This window comes from Pseudomonas sp. RC2C2 (genome assembly GCF_018390435.1).
Classification (GTDB): domain Bacteria; phylum Pseudomonadota; class Gammaproteobacteria; order Pseudomonadales; family Pseudomonadaceae; genus Aquipseudomonas; species Aquipseudomonas donghuensis.
Genome location: NZ_JAHBAX010000001.1, coordinates 1,567,837 through 1,585,241 on the forward strand (window position 1 = coordinate 1,567,837; position 17,405 = coordinate 1,585,241).

Genomic DNA, 17,405 nt, shown 5'->3' on the forward strand with positions numbered 1-17,405 from the left:
CCTGCAAGACCATCACCAGACAAACCGGCACCCGCCGGTATTGATAAAAAGAACAGGTGAACCCTATGCCAAGCGATCATACCGGCAGCGTGCCGGCAGGCTCTTCTGTCGACTTCGAAAAGGTCGGCTCCGACTACTTCCAACAACGTGAACTGAAAAAGGGCGCCGCCGGCTGGGTATTGCTGGTGGGCCTGGGCGTCGCCTACGTGATTTCCGGCGACTACGCCGGCTGGAACTTCGGCCTCGCCCAGGGTGGCTGGGGCGGCATGTTCCTCGCCACCTTGCTGATGGCGACCATGTACCTGTGCATGTGTTTCTCGCTGGCGGAACTGTCGTCGATGATCCCCACCGCCGGTGGCGGCTACGGCTTTGCCCGCAGCGCATTCGGGCCCTGGGGCGGGTTTCTTACCGGTACGGCGATCCTCATCGAGTACGCCATCGCCCCGGCGGCCATTGCGGTGTTTATCGGCGCCTATTGCCAGTCATTGTTCGGCATCGGCGGCTGGATGATCTACCTGGCGTTCTACATCATCTTTATTGGCATCCACATCTTCGGTGTCGGTGAAGCGCTCAAGCTGATGTTCATCATCACCGCCGTGGCCGCCATTGCCCTGGGCGTGTTCCTGGTGGCGATGGTGCCGCACTTCGACGTCAACAACCTGTTCGATATCGCCCAGACCGACGCCGTTGGCGCCAGCAGCTTCCTGCCGTTCGGCTATGTCGGGGTGTGGGCCGCGATCCCTTACGCGATCTGGTTCTTCCTCGCCGTCGAAGGCGTACCGCTGGCCGCCGAAGAAACCAAGAACCCCAAGCGCGACCTGCCCCGCGGCCTGATCGGCGCCATGCTGGTGCTGCTGGCCTTCGCCCTGCTGATCCTGGTGGTCGGCCCTGGTGGCGCCGGTGCCGAAGCGTTGAAAGCCTCCGGTAACCCATTGGTGGAAGCGCTGTCGAAAGCCTACGGCGGTTCGACCTGGATGGGCGGTTTCGTCAACCTGGTGGGCCTGGCCGGCCTGATCGCCAGCTTCTTCTCGATCATCTACGCCTATTCGCGGCAGATCTTTGCCTTGTCCCGTGCCGGCTACCTGCCACGCAAGCTGTCGGAAACCAACAAGAGCAAGGCCCCGGTACTGGCCTTGGTGATCCCCGGGATCATCGGTTTCGGCCTGTCGCTGACCGGCCAGGGCGACCTGTTGATCCTGGTCGCGGTGTTCGGCGCTACGCTGTCTTATGTACTGATGATGGCCGCGCACATCACCTTGCGCATCCGCCGGCCGAAAATGGAGCGCCCGTATCGCACCCCCGGCGGCATCTTCACCTCGGGCGTGGCCCTGGTGCTGGCCTGCATCGCGGTGGTGGCGGGCTTTCTGGTCGACCCGCGGGTAGTGATTGGCGCCGCAGTGATTTATGCGGTATTGATTGCCTATTTTGCGTTCTACAGTCGGCACCACCTGGTCGCTGGGACCCCGGAAGAAGAATTCGCCGCGATCCAGAAGGCCGAAGAGGCCCTGCACTGATCAACGCCACCTACGCCGCAGGCCAGCCCTGCGGCGTTCTGGAGAGTCTGTATGGCAAGTTTTGTACACACGGCGGGCAACCAGACCTACCGTTTCGACAGCCTCAAGGAAGTCATGGCCAAGGCCAGCCCGGCGCGCTCGGGTGACTTTCTCGCCGGCGTCGCCGCCAGCAACGACGGCGAACGGGTGGCGGCGCAGATGGCCCTGGCCGATATCCCGCTCAAGCACTTCTTGAGCGAAGCGCTGATCCCTTACGAAGACGATGAAGTCACCCGGCTGATCATCGACACCCATGATGCCAGCGCCTTTGCCGCCGTCAGCCACCTGACCGTGGGCGGGCTGCGCGACTGGCTGCTCAGCGAAGCAGCCGATGAACACAGCCTGCGTGCATTGGCCCCGGGCCTGACCCCGGAAATGGCCGCGGCAGTCTCGAAGATCATGCGCGTCCAAGACCTGGTGCTGGTGGCGCAGAAGATCCGCGTGGTCACCCGTTTTCGCGGCACCATGGGCCTGCGCGGGCGCCTGTCGACCCGCCTGCAGCCCAACCACCCCACCGATGAGCCGGCGGGCATTGCCGCAAGCATTCTCGACGGCCTGCTGTACGGCAACGGCGATGCCATGATCGGCATCAACCCGGCCACCGACAGCATCGCCTCGATCTGCGCGCTGCTGGAGATGCTCGACGCCATCATCCAGCGCTACGACATCCCGACCCAGGCCTGCGTGCTGACCCACGTGACCACCTCGATCGAGGCGATCAACCGTGGCGTGCCGCTGGACCTGGTATTCCAGTCGATTGCCGGCACCGAGGCGGCCAACGCCAGTTTCGGCATCAACCTCAATGTGCTCAAGGAAGGCTACGACGCAGGTCTCAGCCTCAACCGCGGCACCCTCGGGCAGAACCTGATGTACTTCGAGACCGGCCAGGGCAGCGCCCTGTCGGCCAATGCCCACCACGGCGTCGACCAACAAACCTGCGAAACCCGCGCGTATGCCGTGGCCCGCCACTTCAAGCCGTTTCTGGTCAACACCGTGGTCGGCTTCATCGGCCCGGAATACCTCTACAACGGCAAGCAGATCATCCGCGCCGGGCTTGAGGATCACTTCTGCGGCAAGCTGCTCGGCGTGCCCATGGGTTGCGACATCTGCTACACCAACCACGCCGAAGCCGACCAGGATGACATGGACATGCTCCTGACCCTGCTGGGTGTCGCCGGGATCAACTTCATCATGGGCATCCCCGGCTCCGACGACATCATGCTCAACTACCAGACCACCTCGTTTCACGATGCGCTCTACGCCCGCCAGACCCTGGGCCTCAAGCCCGCGCCGGAATTCGAGGCCTGGCTGGCGCGCATGGGCATCTTCACCCAGGCCGACGGCCGGGTGCGTTTTGGTGACAACCTGCCTCCGGCCTTCCGCCAGGCCCTGGCGCAACTGGGATAAGCGAGTCGACTATGGCCAACACTCCCCAACACGACAACAGCAGCAATCCCTGGCTGGAATTGCGCCGCCTGACCCCGGCGCGCATTGCCCTGGGCCGCACCGGTACCAGCCTGCCCACTGGCGCCCAGCTCGACTTCCAGTTCGCCCACGCCCAGGCCCGCGATGCCGTGCACCTGGCCTTCGACCACGCCGGCCTGCGCGAGCAATTGAGCGCACGCGGGCGTGACAGCCTGTTGCTGCACAGTGCCGCCGCCGATCGCCACAGCTACCTGCAACGCCCCGATCTGGGGCGCCGGCTGCACGACGATTCAGCACAACGGCTGCGCGAGCATGCCCAGGCCAACCCCGGCGGCGTTGACCTGGCCATCGTCGTCGCCGACGGCCTCTCGGCCCTGGCCGTGCACCGCCATACCCTGCCGTTTCTCGCCCGCCTGGAAGAACAGAGCGCCGCCGACGGCTGGTCGACCTCACCGGTGGTATTGGTGGAGCAAGGCCGGGTGGCGGTTGCCGATGAAGTGGGCGAACTGCTCCGGGCCAAGATGACTGTGATCCTGATCGGCGAACGCCCAGGCCTGAGCTCGCCGGACAGCCTCGGGCTGTATTTCACCTACAACCCCAAGGTCGGCCTCACCGATGCCTACCGCAACTGCATTTCCAACGTGCGCCTGGAAGGTCTGAGCTACGGCATGGCCGCCCATCGCCTGTTGTACCTGATGCGCGAAGCCTGTCGGCGGCAGTTGTCGGGGGTCAACCTGAAGGATGAAGCCCAGGTGCAAACCCTTGAGTCAGACAGCGATGCGCCGAAAAGCGCAAACTTCCTGCTGAGTAAACCTTGAGATCCTAGATTGCGTTTTCTAATTGCTTTCAGGCAGCATCTACCAAGGCTGTCGGCGACTCACCGTAAACTCCCATGGACTCTGAGGCCTGCTTATGCGAATCATCCAAGCAACCCTGGAACACCTGGACATGCTGGTCCCGCTGTTCGTCAGGTACCGCGAGTTCTACGGCCAGCTGCCTTACCCGGACTCCTCGCGCTCATTCCTGGAAAAACGCCTGGAACGTGGCGAGTCGATCATCTACCTGGCTCTGCCGGACGATGACGACAGCAAACTGATGGGCTTCTGCCAGCTCTACCCGAGCTTTTCGTCGCTGTCGCTCAAGCGCGTGTGGATCCTCAACGACATCTATGTCGCCGAAGACTCCCGGCGCATGCTGGTGGCCGACCACCTGATGCGCGCAGCCAAGAAGCTGGCCAAGGAAACCAACGCGGTGCGCCTGCGGGTGTCTACCAGCAGCAACAACGAAGTGGCGATGAAAACCTACGAATCCATCGGTTTTCACGAAGACACCGAGTTCAAGAGCTACATCCTGCCTATCAACTCGGACTGATCCGGGCGCAACGGCAGGCGCCGCGCCTGCCGTTCACATCCATTCGACATCCGCCGCTACAAACTGCGCAGGCACAATCTGTTCGTAGCCGTATAATGCGCCTCTTCATTGTGTGTGAAACTTTACCCATCTCCCGGGTAGCGACCGTCCGCATTCGCACTGCCAGCCATCGCAAGCCCGTCCCTCGGGTCAAGAACACAGGTGCTGTACATGGATTTCAACCCGCTGGACCTTATTCTGCATCTCGACGCCTACCTGGACCTGTTGGTCAACAACTACGGCCCGTGGATCTACGCGATCCTGTTCCTGGTGATCTTTTGCGAGACCGGTCTGGTGGTCATGCCGTTCCTGCCGGGTGATTCCCTGCTGTTCATCGCCGGCGCCGTCGCTGCTGGCGGCGGCATGGACCCGGTTCTGCTCGGCGGCCTGCTGATGGCCGCAGCCATCCTCGGCGACAGCACCAACTACGTGATTGGCCGAACGGCGGGCGAACGCTTGTTCCGCAACCCCAACTCGAAGATCTTCCGCCGCGACTACCTGCAGCAGACCCACGACTTCTACGAACGCCATGGCGGCAAGACCGTGACCCTGGCGCGCTTCCTGCCGATCCTGCGGACCTTCGCGCCGTTCGTCGCCGGCATCGCGAAAATGCACTACCCGCGTTTTCTCGGCTTCAGCGTCGCCGGCACCGTGCTCTGGGTGGGCGGCCTGGTGACCCTCGGCTATTTCTTCGGCAACGTGCCGTTCATCAAGCAGAACCTGTCGCTGATGATCGTCGCCATCATCCTGCTGTCGCTGGTGCCGATGATCATCGGCGTAGTGCGCAGCCGCATGAGCCGCAACGAAGCCAAGGTTCACTAAGCCCGGCCTATGTGGTCGCTCCGCGCCTGGCGCCGTCGCCGCACCCTGGCCCGACACCCGCTCGACCCGCAGCGCTGGCAGCGGGTGCGCGAGCGCCTGCCGATGCTCGATGGCCTCAGCGACGAAGAAGACCAATGGCTGCGTGAAGCCTGCGTACTGTTCCTGCACGACAAACACCTCAGTGCCCTGCCCGGGGTCGAGCTGGACGGCGAGCAGCGGCTGTTTCTCGCCGCCCAGGCGCAACTGCCGCTGCTGCACCTGGGCGAGCTGAACTGGTACCAGGGTTTCCACGAGATCATCCTCTACCCCGACGACTTCCTCAGCCCCCAGCGCCATCGCGACGCCAGTGGTATCGAACACGAGTGGGACGGTGAGCACAGTGGCGAAGCCTGGCAGCAGGGCCCGGTGATCCTGGCCTGGCCGGGGGTACAGGCCAGCGGTGGCTGGGAAGGCTACAACCTGGTGATCCACGAACTGGCGCACAAGCTCGACATGCTCAATGGCGATGCCAACGGCCTGCCGCCACTGCACAGCGATTTACGCGTCAGCGACTGGGCCCAGGCCATGCAGGAGGCCTTTGACGACCTCAACCGCCAGCTCGACCGCAACCCCGACGCCGAGACCGCCATCGACCCCTATGCCGCGGAAAACCCGGCGGAGTTCTTTGCCGTGACCAGCGAATACTTCTTCAGCGCCCCCGACCTGCTCAACGACGCCTACCCCGCGGTGTACCAGCAACTGCGCGGCTTTTACCGCCAGGACCCGCTCGCCCGCCTGCAGCAGTTGCAGCACCATCACCCGCATTACCGGCAGCCCCAGGACTGAGCCAGCCGGACATCCGGGCGGGCGTGGCAAGCGCAGCGGAATGTGCCTATAATCGCGACCAATTTTTGGCCAAACATGGGGGCACTGCCCAATGAGCTACAGCAAGATTCCGGCTGGCAAAGACCTGCCGAACGACATCTACGTCGCCATCGAGATTCCAGCCAACCACGCGCCGATCAAATACGAGATCGACAAGGACAGCGACTGCCTGTTCGTTGACCGTTTCATGGCCACCCCGATGTTCTACCCGGCCAACTACGGCTACATCCCCAACACCCTGGCCGACGACGGTGATCCCCTCGACGTGCTGGTCGTGACGCCGTACCCGGTTGCCCCAGGCTCGGTCATCCGCGCCCGTCCGGTCGGCATCCTGAACATGACCGACGATGGCGGCGGCGACGCCAAAGTCATCGCCGTACCGCACGACAAACTGTCGCAACTGTACGTCGACGTCAAAGAATATACCGACCTGCCTGCCCTGCTGATCCAGCAGATCGAGCACTTCTTCGCGAACTACAAAGATCTCGAGAAAGGCAAGTGGGTCAAGATCGAAGGCTGGGATGGCGCTGACGCCGCTCGCGCCGCGATCACCAAGTCGGTTGCAGCTTACAAAGGCTAAGCAACCCTCAACAAAAAGCCCCGCACCTGCGGGGCTTTTTGTTTCAGGGCAAGAACGCCCCATTCAAGGTGGGAGCCTCCACCTCAATCCTTCTCACAGGATTAGGGTGGCAGCCGTACGCGGGGTGAGAGACCGGTAGACATAGGAAACCCGGCCAGACCGAGGTCTGCCCGCGCACAGCTGCCATAACTAGCTGCTTCTACTATCTACTCGAGCTCTCACACCCGGTCGCCAACGTAGCGACCCGAGGAAACTAGCCCTGTAGCACCTTTATCACAACAGTGAAAAGGCAGCAGCGTGCGTAGGATAGGTCCGAACACCTTCCAAGTGGATTTTTTTGCCAGGAAACCTCTTACGCCAGCCTAGGCAAACGCCTGTAAGCCAGCCATTTTCCCGCCTTCAAAATGAACCTCGCGTTTATAGCCCAGGCGCTGCAAGCCCACTAAACTCGGGCCTCATGAATACATCTGGCGATCGTCTCAAAGTGCTCCTGAGCGAGTGCAACCTGTCCCCCTCCGACTTTGCCGCGCAGCGCAAGGTCACGCCACAGCACGTCAACAACTGGTTCAAGCGCGGCGTGCCCTTGGCCCGCCTGGATGAAATCGCCGAACTGTTGTGCGTGCGTAGCCGTTGGCTGCGCAACGGCGAAGGCCCCAAACACCCCAACCCCTTGCCGCGCCTCAACAGCCAGGCGGCCCGCCCGGGCGTCGAAAGCCCCGATGCCAGCCTGTTGGCGGCGCACAACCACAATGACATCCAACTGCCGTTCTACAGCGTCCAGGCCCGCCAGTTAAAAGCTGTTGATGACCGCTACCTGCGCCTGCCCATCCGCGCCCTCGACGCCCTGGGGGTCGACCCTGGCGATGCCCTGTGCCTGAGCATGCCCGGGCACAACATGAGCCCGCTGCTACCGCGCGGCACCACCCTGGCCGTCGACCGCAGCCTCACCCGCGTGGTCGACGGCGAGATCTACGCCCTGCTGCACAATGGCCGCCTGCGCATCAACAGCCTCAGCCGCCGCGCCAACGGCGCCTTGCGCCTGCACAGCCAGGACAGCGACGAATACCCGACTGAAACCTACAGCCCGGCGCAACTCAAGACCCAGCACCTGGAGGTGCTCGGCTGGGTCTTCTGGTGGGGCCACCTGCGCGACAGCCGCCCGGCTTGAGCGTTGGCGAAGAATTTTTGCTGGGCATCGCTGGCCAATCCCAGTATGCTACGCCGCACATTTAGCCCGGCGGCCCAGCTCGCCCGCGGCCCTGGCGCGGCACCCCACCGCTTGCCCGCCACCTCCCGGCCCCAGCGCCGGAGCAACGATTTTAAGGCGGTTGCGGCTTACCAAAAATTAGCCAAGCCCGTCCCCGGAAGCCGGCCACAAGCCGGCTTTTTAATGCCTGGTTGAAAAGCCAGCCATCAATAGCCGGGCAACGATGGCCGCCAGATGCGCACTCGCTCGCGCATCCACATCATTGGCATGTTGGTACTCAGAAATCGGCCAGCTACACCAACCGATTACGACTCGCCAGGTTTCGAACCATTGACTCTATGCGCCGAATATCTTGCGCATCATCCATTTGCGAATACTGCTCTTGATCTCGGTTCACATCGGCTTGTATTGCCCGAATACCGTCTGCCTCGTCGACAAACCTGATGCGGTCCACCAGAACCCCCGTCCAGCTACGATGCTGATAAAGCACATCGTCCACGTAATAACTGAACCATTTTTCTTCCATCTCAGACGGGATAAATCCCTTGCGGATGGCACACGCCTCTTCAGCGTCGAGAACAAAATCCAGAGAAAGGGTTACGAATTGCTCTGGCATTTCCTTAGTGAGCCAATTGCCCTTGACCGCCCAGCCTTTTGAGCCTTGTTGCTCGAAAGCGACGACACCCTTGCGGTTGCTTGCTAACCACCGCTGAGTAGCCTCAAGCACCTGTAGATCACGGGTGCGACCGATGGGGTTGGTTGTTTTGCCAATGAGTTCGCGCGCGTGCTCAAAACTCGCCCAACACGTGTTTTGGGTGTGGCCCCCTGTCGGGCCGTGAGCGAAACCCGAGATCATTAGAAAAAAAGCATTCTTGCTTGTACCGCCTTCATAGAGCCCAGGGAGTACGCCGATCACTTTACCTTCGTGCCCCGCGTCCACACGCACCGCGCGGACAGCTGTTTGCTCAGGCTCCTCGTCAGCGAGCGGGCGCGCCTTGGCAAATGTCCAGACATAGCCGTCGTGGTGATTTGCCGGCTCGCGCAAGAGAACCTGTCCATCGGAGTTCAATAGAACGCCGCCGTATGCGCTGGCCTGGGGGATAATCCATGTCATATTCGTTGCTCAATGCGAGATAGGTACAAGAAGGCATGATAATGACGCCTGCAACGTCATCCGTCGCCGATTTCCGAGCCCCGAAGATTGCGGGGCTCCAGGCCATGTGCAGGCGCCACCACCTTAAATTCTTCCGTCACTCCCGCAAAAATCCTTCAATCCCACATTAACCAAGCCCACTTCGCGCCTTAGCCTTGAGTCACCGCCCACCGGAGATTCAACCATGCTGCTGTTCCTGAAATCCCTGCTCATCGGCCTGTGCATCGCCGCGCCAGTCGGCCCGATCGGCTTGCTGTGCATTCAACGCAGCCTCACGCAGGGCTGGCGCGCCGGGTTCGCCACCGGGTTGGGCGCGGCAACGGCGGATGCTATCTATGGTTTTATCGGGGCGCTGGGGATCAGCGCGTTGATCACAACCCTAGTGGGCTGGAAACCCTGGCTGTGCATTTTCGGCGGTGCTTTTCTGGCGTATGTGGGCTATCGAATCATCACATCGGAAGCGACTTCGAGCAGGTCATCCGGGGAACCCTACAAGCCGTGGAGAGCTTACTCCACAACCTTGCTGCTGACCTTGTCCAACCCGATGACCATCCTGTCGTTCATTGCCATATTCGCCGCAATCAGCGATGGCGTCGGCGCGGGCCAAAGCAACAGTTATGCCCTTGCATTGATGGTCACAGGCATCTTCCTGGGCTCCGCCGGTTGGTGGCTGGGGTTGAGCGGATTTTCGGCCCTGTTCGCCACGAGACTTTCAAACTCGAAGCTGAAGCTGATCAACGTATTTTCCGCTTCGACCATCACCTTGCTGGGTGTCTACCAGATCATCACCGGTGTGCTGCTGCGAGGCGGCTAATTTCAGATTGCTCAAAGCCTGCAAGTTTCACTACTGTCAGGGTTCTTGCAGAGGAGATCGACATGGACCGAATCGACAGCAAAATCCTCGCCGCGGTGCAGCGCTCGGGACGGATGTCCATCACCGAACTCTCAGGCCATGCCGGCCTGTCGATTCCCGCCACCACCGAGCGCCTGCGCAAGCTCGAAGAGGCCGGGGTGATCAAGGGCTACGCTGCCCAGGTCGATCCGGTAAAACTCGGTTATGGCGTGTCAGCGGTGGTGGGCATCACCACCTTCAAGCCGGCCAAGGCCAAGTTGATTGCCTTGCTTGAGCAAATCCCCGAAGTCGTCGAATGCCTGCATGTCACCGGCAACGACTCCTACCTGATCCGGCTCTACGCAAGGTCCATGGCCGATATCGAAAGCATCATCTCCAGGATCAACCCTTACGGGGAAACCCGCACCAGCATCGTGCTTTCCGAACCCATTGAGCGGCGAAACCTGATGCCGTGAGTTGCAGTGCCAATCCTCAGCTACTGTCTACCCAGTCTGGAATTTTCTGAAATGGAGGCCTCATGAAACTGATCGGCATGCTCGATTCCCCCTATGTCCGCCGCGTTGCGGTATCACTGGAGCTGTATGGCATCCGCTTCGAACACCAGCCGTTGTCGGTATTCCGCAATTTCGCCGAGTTCGCCGCAATCAACCCGGTGGTCAAGGCGCCCAGCCTGGTCCTCGACGACGGCACGGTGTTGATGGATTCGACGCTGATTCTGGATTACTTCGAAGCCCTGGCCTCGCCGGCGAAAAAGCTCCTGGCGCAGGAACCTCAGGCCCGCGCCAGCGATTTGCGGGTGATCGGCCTGGCGCTGGCGGCCAGTGAGAAGTCGGTGCAGATCTACTACGAACACAACCTGCGCCCGCAGGAGAAACTGCATACGCCCTGGCTGGAGCGGGTGACCGGGCAGTTGCTGGCCGCGTATGCGCAGCTCGACGGGCTGCTTGCCGAACAGCCGACCAAGTGCCCCACCCTGCCCTTGAGCCAGGCGGAAATCACCACCGCAGTGGCCTGGTCGTTCACCCAGTACGTATGCGCCGAGGTGGTGGCGGCCAGTGACTATCCGCATGTACAGCGCCTGGCGCAGAAGATTGAAGGGCATCCGGCAATGCTCAAGTACCCGATCGAATAGCGCCTGGCGCCAAACCCTCGCGCAACATCTGTACGAAGGCATCCCTTGCCGGATGCCTTCCTGCCTGGGCATGCCAGTAAAAGGCGTTGTTGATGGCCTTGAGTTCGGCAAACTCATGGCCGCTCCAGCCGGCGCCTTTACGGTATTGCTCGAAGATGCCCCGAGGTACCAGCGACACTCCGGCACCCGCACTCACGCAACTGACGATGGCGCCATAGCTGGCAATGCCGACAATCGGCAGCTTTTGCCCCTGCTCGAGCAGCCAGTGCTCGAGCGCTGCACGGTACGGGCAACCTTCCGGCCACATGAAAATCGTCTTGCCCTGCAGGTCTTCGGCGCTGCGGATCGGCCCCAGGGATTCGGGGGCGATCAGCACCAGGTCTTCCTGGTACATGGGCGTGCGCTTGAGCAATGGCCGCTCGACCTCGACCGCGACAATGGCCCCATCGAGGCGATGGTTGAGCACGTCATCGAGCAACTGCGACCAGGTGCCCGTGCTCAGCTCCAGTGATACCTGCGGGAAACGCGCATGGTATTCGGCCAGCAAGCGCGGGAGCCGGCCACTGGCCGAGGACTCAATGGCGCCGATGCGCAAGCGTCCGCTGGGCACGGCTTGCGGGCTCAAGGCGGCCTTGGAGGCTTCGGCCAGGGCGAGCATCTGGGTGGCGTATTCGAGGAAGGTTTCGCCGGCCGGGCTGATCTTCAAGCCGCGCCCATGTCGAAAGAACAGCGCCACGCCCAGCTCCTCTTCCAGTGCCTTGATCCGCGCGGTGATGTTCGACGGTACGTAGTGCAACACCTCGGCTGCACGGGCGATGCTGCCGGTGTCGTAGACCGTCTTGAACATGCGAATCTGCATCAACTCCATACATCACCCAAAGTGAACGATCAGCTCAGTATAAGTCGATTGTGGTGAGCAAAGGCCTTTTTGATACTGAAGCTCCCTGCCTCTGGAGCGACTTTCAATGCTACGCACCCAATCCCTGAAAATCGTCCTGGCGACTCTGTTCGTGGTGTTGTGCTGGGCGTACTCACCCGCCGGTATTCATATCGCCCTGCAAGGTTACGACCCAGGTCATCTGGCCCTGGCGCGGTTTATCGTGGCCTCGGTATTCATGGCGAGTGTCGCAGTGTGGCGCGGGATCAGCCTGCCACGGCTCAAGGACCTGCCGCTGTTAATGCTGCTTGGGCTGTTCGCGGTGTTTTTGCACCATGTGGCGCTCAACTTTGGTCAGCGCGGAATCAGTGCCGGGGCGTCCAGTGTGCTGGCGCAGTCCACGCCCTTGTTCAGCCTGCTGATTGCCTGTTTTGTCCTGCGCCAGAAGGTCAGCGCCTGGCACTGGGGATGCCTGGTGCTGGGTATGCTCGGAGCAGCGATGGTCGTTGCAGATGATCACGGAGTAGGAGCGCTCGACGCCCATGGCCTGTTGGTGCTGTTGGCCGCGCTGTCGTGGAGTATCTACTTCACCCTGCAGAAACTTCACGGTCATCGTTACGACGGCCTGACCATGGTCTGCTACACCCTCTGGGCCGGCACGGCGTTGTTGCTGGTGTACCTGCCAGGCCTTGGCGCTGCAGTGACTGCGGCGCCGCCCCAGGCAAACCTGGCGGTACTGCTGCTCGGCGTATTTCCCAGTGCCCTGGCGTACCTCGGCTGGGCTTATGTACTGAGCCATTCGGACGTCAGTCGGGCGTCCATGGCGCTGTACCTGATACCACCCTGCGCACTATTGATTGCCGCGGTTTTGCTCGGCGAACAACCTTCACTGCTGGTGGTCCTCGGGGCACTGGTGGTATTGAGCAGCGTGCTGGCCTTGAACCTGACGCCGGGTTTGTCCAGCCCTAGGCCGGCTCGGCAAATTTCACCTTGAAGTAGTCCAGCAGGGTTTGCCCACGGCGAAAGGCCTTGCGCACCTCGTTACTTTCTTTGACCAGCGCCTCGCTGGGCACCGCCTGCTGATCCACCGGCAATGGCCGGGACCACTCCCGCACCACTTTGGGAAACGTTGCTCTGGGGCGATTGTTGACCCAGTTGGAGAGATGGCACGGCAAGGTCCAGCCACCGAACGCCTGGACGAACAGAAAGCCAAACACATACTGCAGCCACGGAAAGTTGTCGCGATAGCCAATGCGGGCCATATGGAAAAACGCCACCGTGCCCTCTTCAAATTCTTCCGGCGGCGGTTCAGGCAAGGCTGCCGGGCCCTCTTCCATGTAGGCGCGAATCGCCTCCCATTCGGCCACTGCACCGCGCAGGCTGCCACAGGCCACGGTCAGCCACAGGACGTTCCCGCTGTCGGCGTCACGCAGGCCGATCATCAGTTTGAACTCGGGCATCACCGCGTATTCGGTGACCAATTGCCCGGCCGAGACACAGGCGATGACCTCTTCCCAGGGCACATACTGGGGTGCGGCGCCCTTCTTCGGCACCATCGCCACTTCACGTCGCTGGCGATTGAAGCGGATCGGTGGCTGGACGCTGAGCTGGCGCACGGCCAGGCAAAATATGACGACGTACATCAACGCCAGCAGCCCGATAAAACCCCAGATGGGCGGCGATGCGAGAAAGTCGTAGACCCCCTCCCAGAACGGCTCAAGCCTACGCCGCACCCAGGCTCCGAGAAACGCCGTCATCACCACGCAGCTCACCACCCCCATGACGGCGGCAATACCGCAGCGAGCCATGAACTCGAAGTTGCCCCGACCGATACCGAAGTCCAGGTAGACCTCATTGGCATCACGATGCAAATGCCGGTAGCTATAGGCCTCTACCCCGGTGGGCAAGGGTTTCGGCGACAGGTAGACGATCTGAGTGCCGGAGACTTGCTCGAAGTCTCCGGCATGGGGCAGACGCTGGTATTTGCTGTCAGGCATGAAAACGTTCCGAGTCCTTTCGACAGGGAAGACACGCCAGGCGCGCTTCCTATGAATAACGCCGCACAGTATCGCGCAAATAGTCATCCAGCAGTTGCGTATCACCACGCAGCTTTGGCAAGGTCGGCGAGGTTTCGGCACGCCGCAACTCGCTGTCGATAAACGAGTGCAACAGCATCCGCCGCGGCCCATAGTCGGCTTCGACGGCCTGGCGCTTGATGCGCAACAACTCATCGATCTCGGCGAGCATTTGCGGCTCGCTCAGGGTGCCTGCCAGCAGATCGGCAAAAGCTGTCGGCGGCATGCCCAGGCCCAGGTCGATCCAGCGCACCGCCAACAGCGAACGCAGTACGTAGAGGTACTTCTTGAAGCGCACCTGCGCGCCCTGAAGGAAGTCGCGGTGGTTCTTTTTCGCCATCGACAGGTAGTGGTGCCGCGCCGCCCGGGCACTGTAGAAATTCAGTGCCAGCGCCTGGAGCGACTCCACTGCACCCGGTTCAGCGCGGTACACCAGCGGCGAGCCGAGCCATTCGAGCAGGGTCGGGTTGGAGTTGCGCAGCAGCTTCAAGGTCTTGCGCAGCTCCCAACCACTGATGTCCAGCTCGTCGGTCAGCGGCCGCTCGATGACGTCGCGCGGCTCGTCGACGCGCAGGTACCAGTCCTGGCGCGGGACGTAGATGAAGCGCACATCGAAGTCGCTGTCGGTAGAGGCAAAGCCCCAGGCGCGGCTGCCGGATTCGCAGGCATAGAGCACAGTAACGTCGTGCTCGCGCTCGACCCGGCGCAACTCGTCAAGCACCCACTCGCGCATGGCCCCGGGCAATGGGTGACGGTCTTCCTTGTTCATGTTCGTGTCCTTGCAGTCGGGCGCCTCAAGGCGCCCTCTCTAACCTTTGACGCACACCACCTGACGCAGGGTGTGCACCACTTCCACCAGCTCGCGCTGGGCTTGCATCACCGCGTCGATGTCCTTGTAGGCCATGGGGATCTCGTCGATCACGTCCTTGTCCTTGCGGCATTCGACATGGGCGGTGGCGCGTTGCTGATCCTCGACGGTGAACGCCTGCTTGGCCCGGGTGCGGCTCATCACCCGCCCGGCGCCGTGGCTGCAGGAGCAGAACGATTCCTCGTTGCCCAGGCCGCGAACGATGAAACTCTTCGCCCCCATGGACCCGGGAATGATCCCCAGCTCGCCCTTCTGCGCCGACACCGCACCCTTGCGGGTGATCAGCACGTCGTGGCCAAAATGCCGCTCGCGCTGCACATAGTTGTGGTGGCAGTTGACCGCTTCGAGGTTGGCCTCGAAGGGCTTGCCGATCACCTTGCGCGTGGCGGCGATCACCGCGTGCATCATCAACGCGCGGTTCTGCCGGGCGAAATCCTGGGCCCACTCCACCGCTTCGACGTAGTCGGCAAAGTGCCGGCTGCCCTCTTCGAAATAGGCCAGGTTACGGTCCGGCAGGTTGGCGATGTGTTGGCGCATGTCGGCCTGGGCCAGTTCGATGAACAGGTTGCCGATGGCGTTGCCGACCCCGCGCGAACCGCTGTGCAACATCAACCAGACGCAGTTGGCCTCATCCAGGCAGACCTCGATGAAATGGTTGCCGCCGCCGAGGGTGCCCAGGTGCTGGCGGTTGTTGGTCTTCTCCAGCTTCGGGTACTTATCGGTGATCGCCTTGAAGCGCGCGGCCAGGTCGTGCCAGGCGTGGTCGGCGAGCGCCGGCACGCTGTCCCAGGCGCCCTGGTCGCGACGGCCAAAGGTCTTGCCATGGGGCACCGCTTTCTCGATTGCAGTGCGCAGGCCATGCAAGTTGTCCGGCAGGTCGCTGGCGGTCAGCGAGGTGCGCGCAGCGATCATGCCACAGCCGATATCGACGCCGACCGCCGCCGGGATGATCGCGCCCAGGGTCGGAATCACGCTGCCGATGGTCGAGCCCTTGCCCAGGTGCACATCGGGCATCACCGCCAGGTGCTTGAAGATGAACGGCATCTTCGCGGTGTTCAGCAGTTGCTCACGGGCGCCCTCGTCCACCGGGACGCCGTCGGTCCAGAGCTTGATCGGCTTGCCGCCGGCCACTTCGAGAATGTTCATTGTCGTACTTCCACTTTTATCTGTTGCTGCCGGGCCGCTGGGGCCCGGCAAATTTCATCCGGCCTTGATGCTGACCAGTCCATTCAACACCTGATCCAGGCCGCCGAACACCGAAATCCGGTCGATGCGCTCCGCCACCCGCTCCAGGGTTTCCAGCTCCTTCAGGCGCAGGGCCGTCGGGTTATCTTCCATGACCTTGGCGGTATTGAGCAGCGAACGGGTCGCCGAGGTCTCTTCACGGCGGCGGATGACGTTGGCTTGCGCCGCTTTCTCCGCCTCCACCACCTGCGCCAGCAAGGTTTTCATCTCGCCCGGGAGGATGATGTCGCGTACCCCCAGGCCGCTGACTTCGATGCCGCTGCCAATGAGCTTGTCCTGCAGGTACTGGCTGACCGAATCGTCGATCAACTGCTTGTTTTCCAGCAGCTCGTCGAGGGTACGAGTACCCACCGCCGCCCGCAGGCCGAACTGCACCTCGCGGTAAAGATGCTCCAGCGGCTTGCTCAACTGCGCGAACGCACCGAGCACATCGCTGTAGCGCCAGTTGGCCGCAAGATTCAGGCGCAGGCTGACCTTGTCGCGGGTGAGGATCTCCTGCCCGCTGATTTCCATGGCCTGGATACGCATATCGACCAACTCGACACTGACCTGGCGGTTGAAGCGCCAGAAGCCGTACTGCCCGGCTCCCAGCAACTCTTCCACCACGCCATCGACCTTGAGCACACCGACGTGGAACGCCGGCACCGCCGACAGCAACACCGCCTCCAGCCCGGCCAGGCTGCGGCCGCGCAATTTGGGCTGGTTAAGCTGGGCCACCAGGCTGGTATCCAGGCGATAGGTCTGGCTCAGGTCGATGCGCTGCAGGGTCTGCGCGCTCTGGCCTTTCCAGTACAGCTGGCGGCTGCCCGGGGCCAGCAACTCGACCAGGGCGCCGTCTTCAAAACGCAGGCCGGCTTCGTTTTCCGCCAGGTCCATGCGTTCGAAATACTGCTCGACCAGAGCCGGCTCGCTTTGACGCAGGTAGCCGGCCAGGCGATGTTCGAACAGCGAAGTATTGAGGCTGAAGGTTTCTACCGTCAGCCGGTTGTGCAGGTCGAAACGCTTGTGCACGCCAGGTTCGAGAATCGACACAAAGTCGCCTTCGCAGAACAGCAGGCCGCGTTCGTTCTTTTTCACGATAAAGCGTTTCAACAGTTTCATCTTGGTCATCCTGTGCAATTAATCCTTGGTGCCGGTGTTGCCAAAGAGCCGAGCGTTGCGGGCGTGGCCCGGAGGAGCCAGTTGCCGGGACATCCTGTCCACTGACCGCGTCCTGCGGTCCGGCAACTGCCTTGCTCCGGGCCCGGCCGGCAAGCCGGGCAAATCGGCGGTGGGCGTTGTGCGCTCCTTGCGCACCTTGCAGCCTTCCCTGGCTACGCCCCACCGGCGGGTACAACATTC

General features: G+C 62.0%; 18 protein-coding genes. 12 read left to right on the top strand and 6 right to left on the bottom strand.

Translation table 11 applies throughout. The features are described from left to right. Positions 1–65: 65 nt before the first annotated feature. From eat to KHO53_RS07265, 8 genes are all read left to right on the top strand, one after another. Positions 66–1,514, top strand: coding sequence for an ethanolamine permease (gene eat, locus KHO53_RS07230; protein WP_010222877.1), 1,449 nt, complete (start codon positions 66–68; stop codon positions 1,512–1,514). 51 nt (positions 1,515–1,565) lie between these two features. Further along, positions 1,566–2,960, top strand: coding sequence for an ethanolamine ammonia-lyase subunit EutB (locus KHO53_RS07235; RefSeq protein WP_010222876.1), 1,395 nt, complete (start codon positions 1,566–1,568; stop codon positions 2,958–2,960). Positions 2,961–2,971: 11 nt separating this feature from the next. Continuing rightward, a complete protein-coding gene (gene eutC / locus KHO53_RS07240) occupies positions 2,972–3,796 on the top strand; it encodes an ethanolamine ammonia-lyase subunit EutC (RefSeq protein WP_010222875.1) in 825 nt (274 codons plus the stop codon). Between the two features lie 94 nt (positions 3,797–3,890). Further along, a complete protein-coding gene (locus KHO53_RS07245; protein ID WP_010222874.1) occupies positions 3,891–4,349 on the top strand; it encodes a GNAT family N-acetyltransferase in 459 nt (152 codons plus the stop codon). 210 nt (positions 4,350–4,559) lie between these two features. Then, positions 4,560–5,210 (top strand): DedA family protein, encoded by a 651-nt coding sequence (locus tag KHO53_RS07250; protein ID WP_010222873.1) that lies wholly within the window; start codon positions 4,560–4,562, stop codon positions 5,208–5,210. A 9-nt stretch (positions 5,211–5,219) separates the two neighbouring features. After that, positions 5,220–6,035 (top strand): M90 family metallopeptidase, encoded by an 816-nt coding sequence (locus KHO53_RS07255; RefSeq protein WP_010222872.1) that lies wholly within the window; start codon positions 5,220–5,222, stop codon positions 6,033–6,035. 91 nt (positions 6,036–6,126) lie between these two features. After that, complete coding sequence (ppa, locus tag KHO53_RS07260; protein ID WP_007933577.1) at positions 6,127–6,654, top strand: inorganic diphosphatase; 528 nt, start codon at positions 6,127–6,129, stop codon at positions 6,652–6,654. Between the two features lie 457 nt (positions 6,655–7,111). Then, entirely contained in the window at positions 7,112–7,822 is a 711-nt protein-coding gene (locus tag KHO53_RS07265; protein WP_026001304.1) for a LexA family transcriptional regulator, read from the top strand. A gap of 331 nt (positions 7,823–8,153) precedes the next feature. Here KHO53_RS07265 and KHO53_RS07270 read toward each other — a convergent pair whose 3' ends face one another. Beyond that, entirely contained in the window at positions 8,154–8,975 is an 822-nt protein-coding gene (locus KHO53_RS07270; protein WP_051636824.1) for an NUDIX hydrolase, read from the bottom strand. Between the two features lie 223 nt (positions 8,976–9,198). On the opposite strand from KHO53_RS07270, the gene KHO53_RS07275 reads away from it, so the two are divergent. The 3 genes from KHO53_RS07275 (at position 9,199) to KHO53_RS07285 (ending at position 10,999) form a co-directional block, all read left to right on the top strand. Continuing rightward, positions 9,199–9,828, top strand: a complete 630-nt coding sequence (locus tag KHO53_RS07275) for a LysE family translocator (RefSeq protein ID WP_010222869.1) — start codon at positions 9,199–9,201, stop codon at positions 9,826–9,828. Positions 9,829–9,890: 62 nt separating this feature from the next. Then, the gene (locus tag KHO53_RS07280; RefSeq protein WP_213570142.1) at positions 9,891–10,322 is read left to right on the top strand and encodes an Lrp/AsnC family transcriptional regulator; all 432 of its coding nucleotides are present in this window, start codon (positions 9,891–9,893) and stop codon (positions 10,320–10,322) included. 62 nt (positions 10,323–10,384) lie between these two features. After that, a complete protein-coding gene (locus KHO53_RS07285; protein WP_213570143.1) occupies positions 10,385–10,999 on the top strand; it encodes a glutathione S-transferase family protein in 615 nt (204 codons plus the stop codon). Here the strand turns inward: KHO53_RS07285 and KHO53_RS07290 are convergent. Beyond that, a complete protein-coding gene (locus KHO53_RS07290; RefSeq protein WP_213570144.1) occupies positions 10,980–11,867 on the bottom strand; it encodes a LysR family transcriptional regulator in 888 nt (295 codons plus the stop codon). The two genes, KHO53_RS07285 and KHO53_RS07290, sit on opposite strands and share 20 nt — an antisense overlap. Positions 11,868–11,964: 97 nt before the next feature. On the opposite strand from KHO53_RS07290, the gene KHO53_RS07295 reads away from it, so the two are divergent. Then, positions 11,965–12,870 carry a DMT family transporter gene (locus tag KHO53_RS07295; RefSeq protein ID WP_100782781.1) on the top strand — a complete coding sequence of 302 codons (906 nt, stop codon included), beginning with the start codon at positions 11,965–11,967 and terminating at the stop codon, positions 12,868–12,870. Here KHO53_RS07295 and KHO53_RS25590 read toward each other — a convergent pair. The 4 genes from KHO53_RS25590 to KHO53_RS07315 are packed head-to-tail and all read right to left on the bottom strand — an operon-like array spanning position 12,842 to position 17,165. After that, positions 12,842–13,873, bottom strand: coding sequence for a DUF6708 domain-containing protein (locus tag KHO53_RS25590; RefSeq protein ID WP_249684278.1), 1,032 nt, complete (start codon positions 13,871–13,873; stop codon positions 12,842–12,844). The two genes, KHO53_RS07295 and KHO53_RS25590, sit on opposite strands and share 29 nt — an antisense overlap. Before the next feature lie 49 nt (positions 13,874–13,922). Beyond that, positions 13,923–14,720: a nucleotidyltransferase domain-containing protein gene (locus KHO53_RS07305; protein ID WP_213570145.1), complete on the bottom strand. Its 798-nt coding sequence runs from the start codon at positions 14,718–14,720 to the stop codon at positions 13,923–13,925. Positions 14,721–14,759: 39 nt separating this feature from the next. Further along, a complete protein-coding gene (locus tag KHO53_RS07310; RefSeq protein WP_010222862.1) occupies positions 14,760–15,965 on the bottom strand; it encodes an RtcB family protein in 1,206 nt (401 codons plus the stop codon). A gap of 54 nt (positions 15,966–16,019) precedes the next feature. Then, positions 16,020–17,165: a slipin family protein gene (locus KHO53_RS07315; RefSeq protein ID WP_010222861.1), complete on the bottom strand. Its 1,146-nt coding sequence runs from the start codon at positions 17,163–17,165 to the stop codon at positions 16,020–16,022. Positions 17,166–17,405: the final 240 nt, after the last annotated feature.

Excerpts from the sequence above, each read along its gene's own strand:
- KHO53_RS07245 (WP_010222874.1), top strand. The coding sequence starts at position 3,891 with ATGCGAATCATCCAAGCAACCCTGGAACACCTGGACATGCTGGTCCCG.
- KHO53_RS07285 (WP_213570143.1), top strand. The coding sequence starts at position 10,385 with ATGAAACTGATCGGCATGCTCGATTCCCCCTATGTCCGCCGCGTTGCG.
- KHO53_RS07280 (WP_213570142.1), top strand. The coding sequence starts at position 9,891 with ATGGACCGAATCGACAGCAAAATCCTCGCCGCGGTGCAGCGCTCGGGA.
- KHO53_RS07255 (WP_010222872.1), top strand. The coding sequence starts at position 5,220 with ATGTGGTCGCTCCGCGCCTGGCGCCGTCGCCGCACCCTGGCCCGACAC.
- KHO53_RS07250 (WP_010222873.1), top strand. The coding sequence starts at position 4,560 with ATGGATTTCAACCCGCTGGACCTTATTCTGCATCTCGACGCCTACCTG.
- KHO53_RS07295 (WP_100782781.1), top strand. The coding sequence starts at position 11,965 with ATGCTACGCACCCAATCCCTGAAAATCGTCCTGGCGACTCTGTTCGTG.
- KHO53_RS07315 (WP_010222861.1), bottom strand. The coding sequence starts at position 17,165 with ATGAAACTGTTGAAACGCTTTATCGTGAAAAAGAACGAACGCGGCCTG.
- KHO53_RS07265 (WP_026001304.1), top strand. The coding sequence starts at position 7,112 with ATGAATACATCTGGCGATCGTCTCAAAGTGCTCCTGAGCGAGTGCAAC.
- KHO53_RS07305 (WP_213570145.1), bottom strand. The coding sequence starts at position 14,720 with ATGAACAAGGAAGACCGTCACCCATTGCCCGGGGCCATGCGCGAGTGG.
- KHO53_RS07235 (WP_010222876.1), top strand. The coding sequence starts at position 1,566 with ATGGCAAGTTTTGTACACACGGCGGGCAACCAGACCTACCGTTTCGAC.
- eutC (WP_010222875.1), top strand. The coding sequence starts at position 2,972 with ATGGCCAACACTCCCCAACACGACAACAGCAGCAATCCCTGGCTGGAA.
- KHO53_RS07290 (WP_213570144.1), bottom strand. The coding sequence starts at position 11,867 with ATGGAGTTGATGCAGATTCGCATGTTCAAGACGGTCTACGACACCGGC.
- KHO53_RS07270 (WP_051636824.1), bottom strand. The coding sequence starts at position 8,975 with ATGACATGGATTATCCCCCAGGCCAGCGCATACGGCGGCGTTCTATTG.
- KHO53_RS07310 (WP_010222862.1), bottom strand. The coding sequence starts at position 15,965 with ATGAACATTCTCGAAGTGGCCGGCGGCAAGCCGATCAAGCTCTGGACC.
- eat (WP_010222877.1), top strand. The coding sequence starts at position 66 with ATGCCAAGCGATCATACCGGCAGCGTGCCGGCAGGCTCTTCTGTCGAC.
- KHO53_RS25590 (WP_249684278.1), bottom strand. The coding sequence starts at position 13,873 with ATGCCTGACAGCAAATACCAGCGTCTGCCCCATGCCGGAGACTTCGAG.
- KHO53_RS07275 (WP_010222869.1), top strand. The coding sequence starts at position 9,199 with ATGCTGCTGTTCCTGAAATCCCTGCTCATCGGCCTGTGCATCGCCGCG.
- ppa (WP_007933577.1), top strand. The coding sequence starts at position 6,127 with ATGAGCTACAGCAAGATTCCGGCTGGCAAAGACCTGCCGAACGACATC.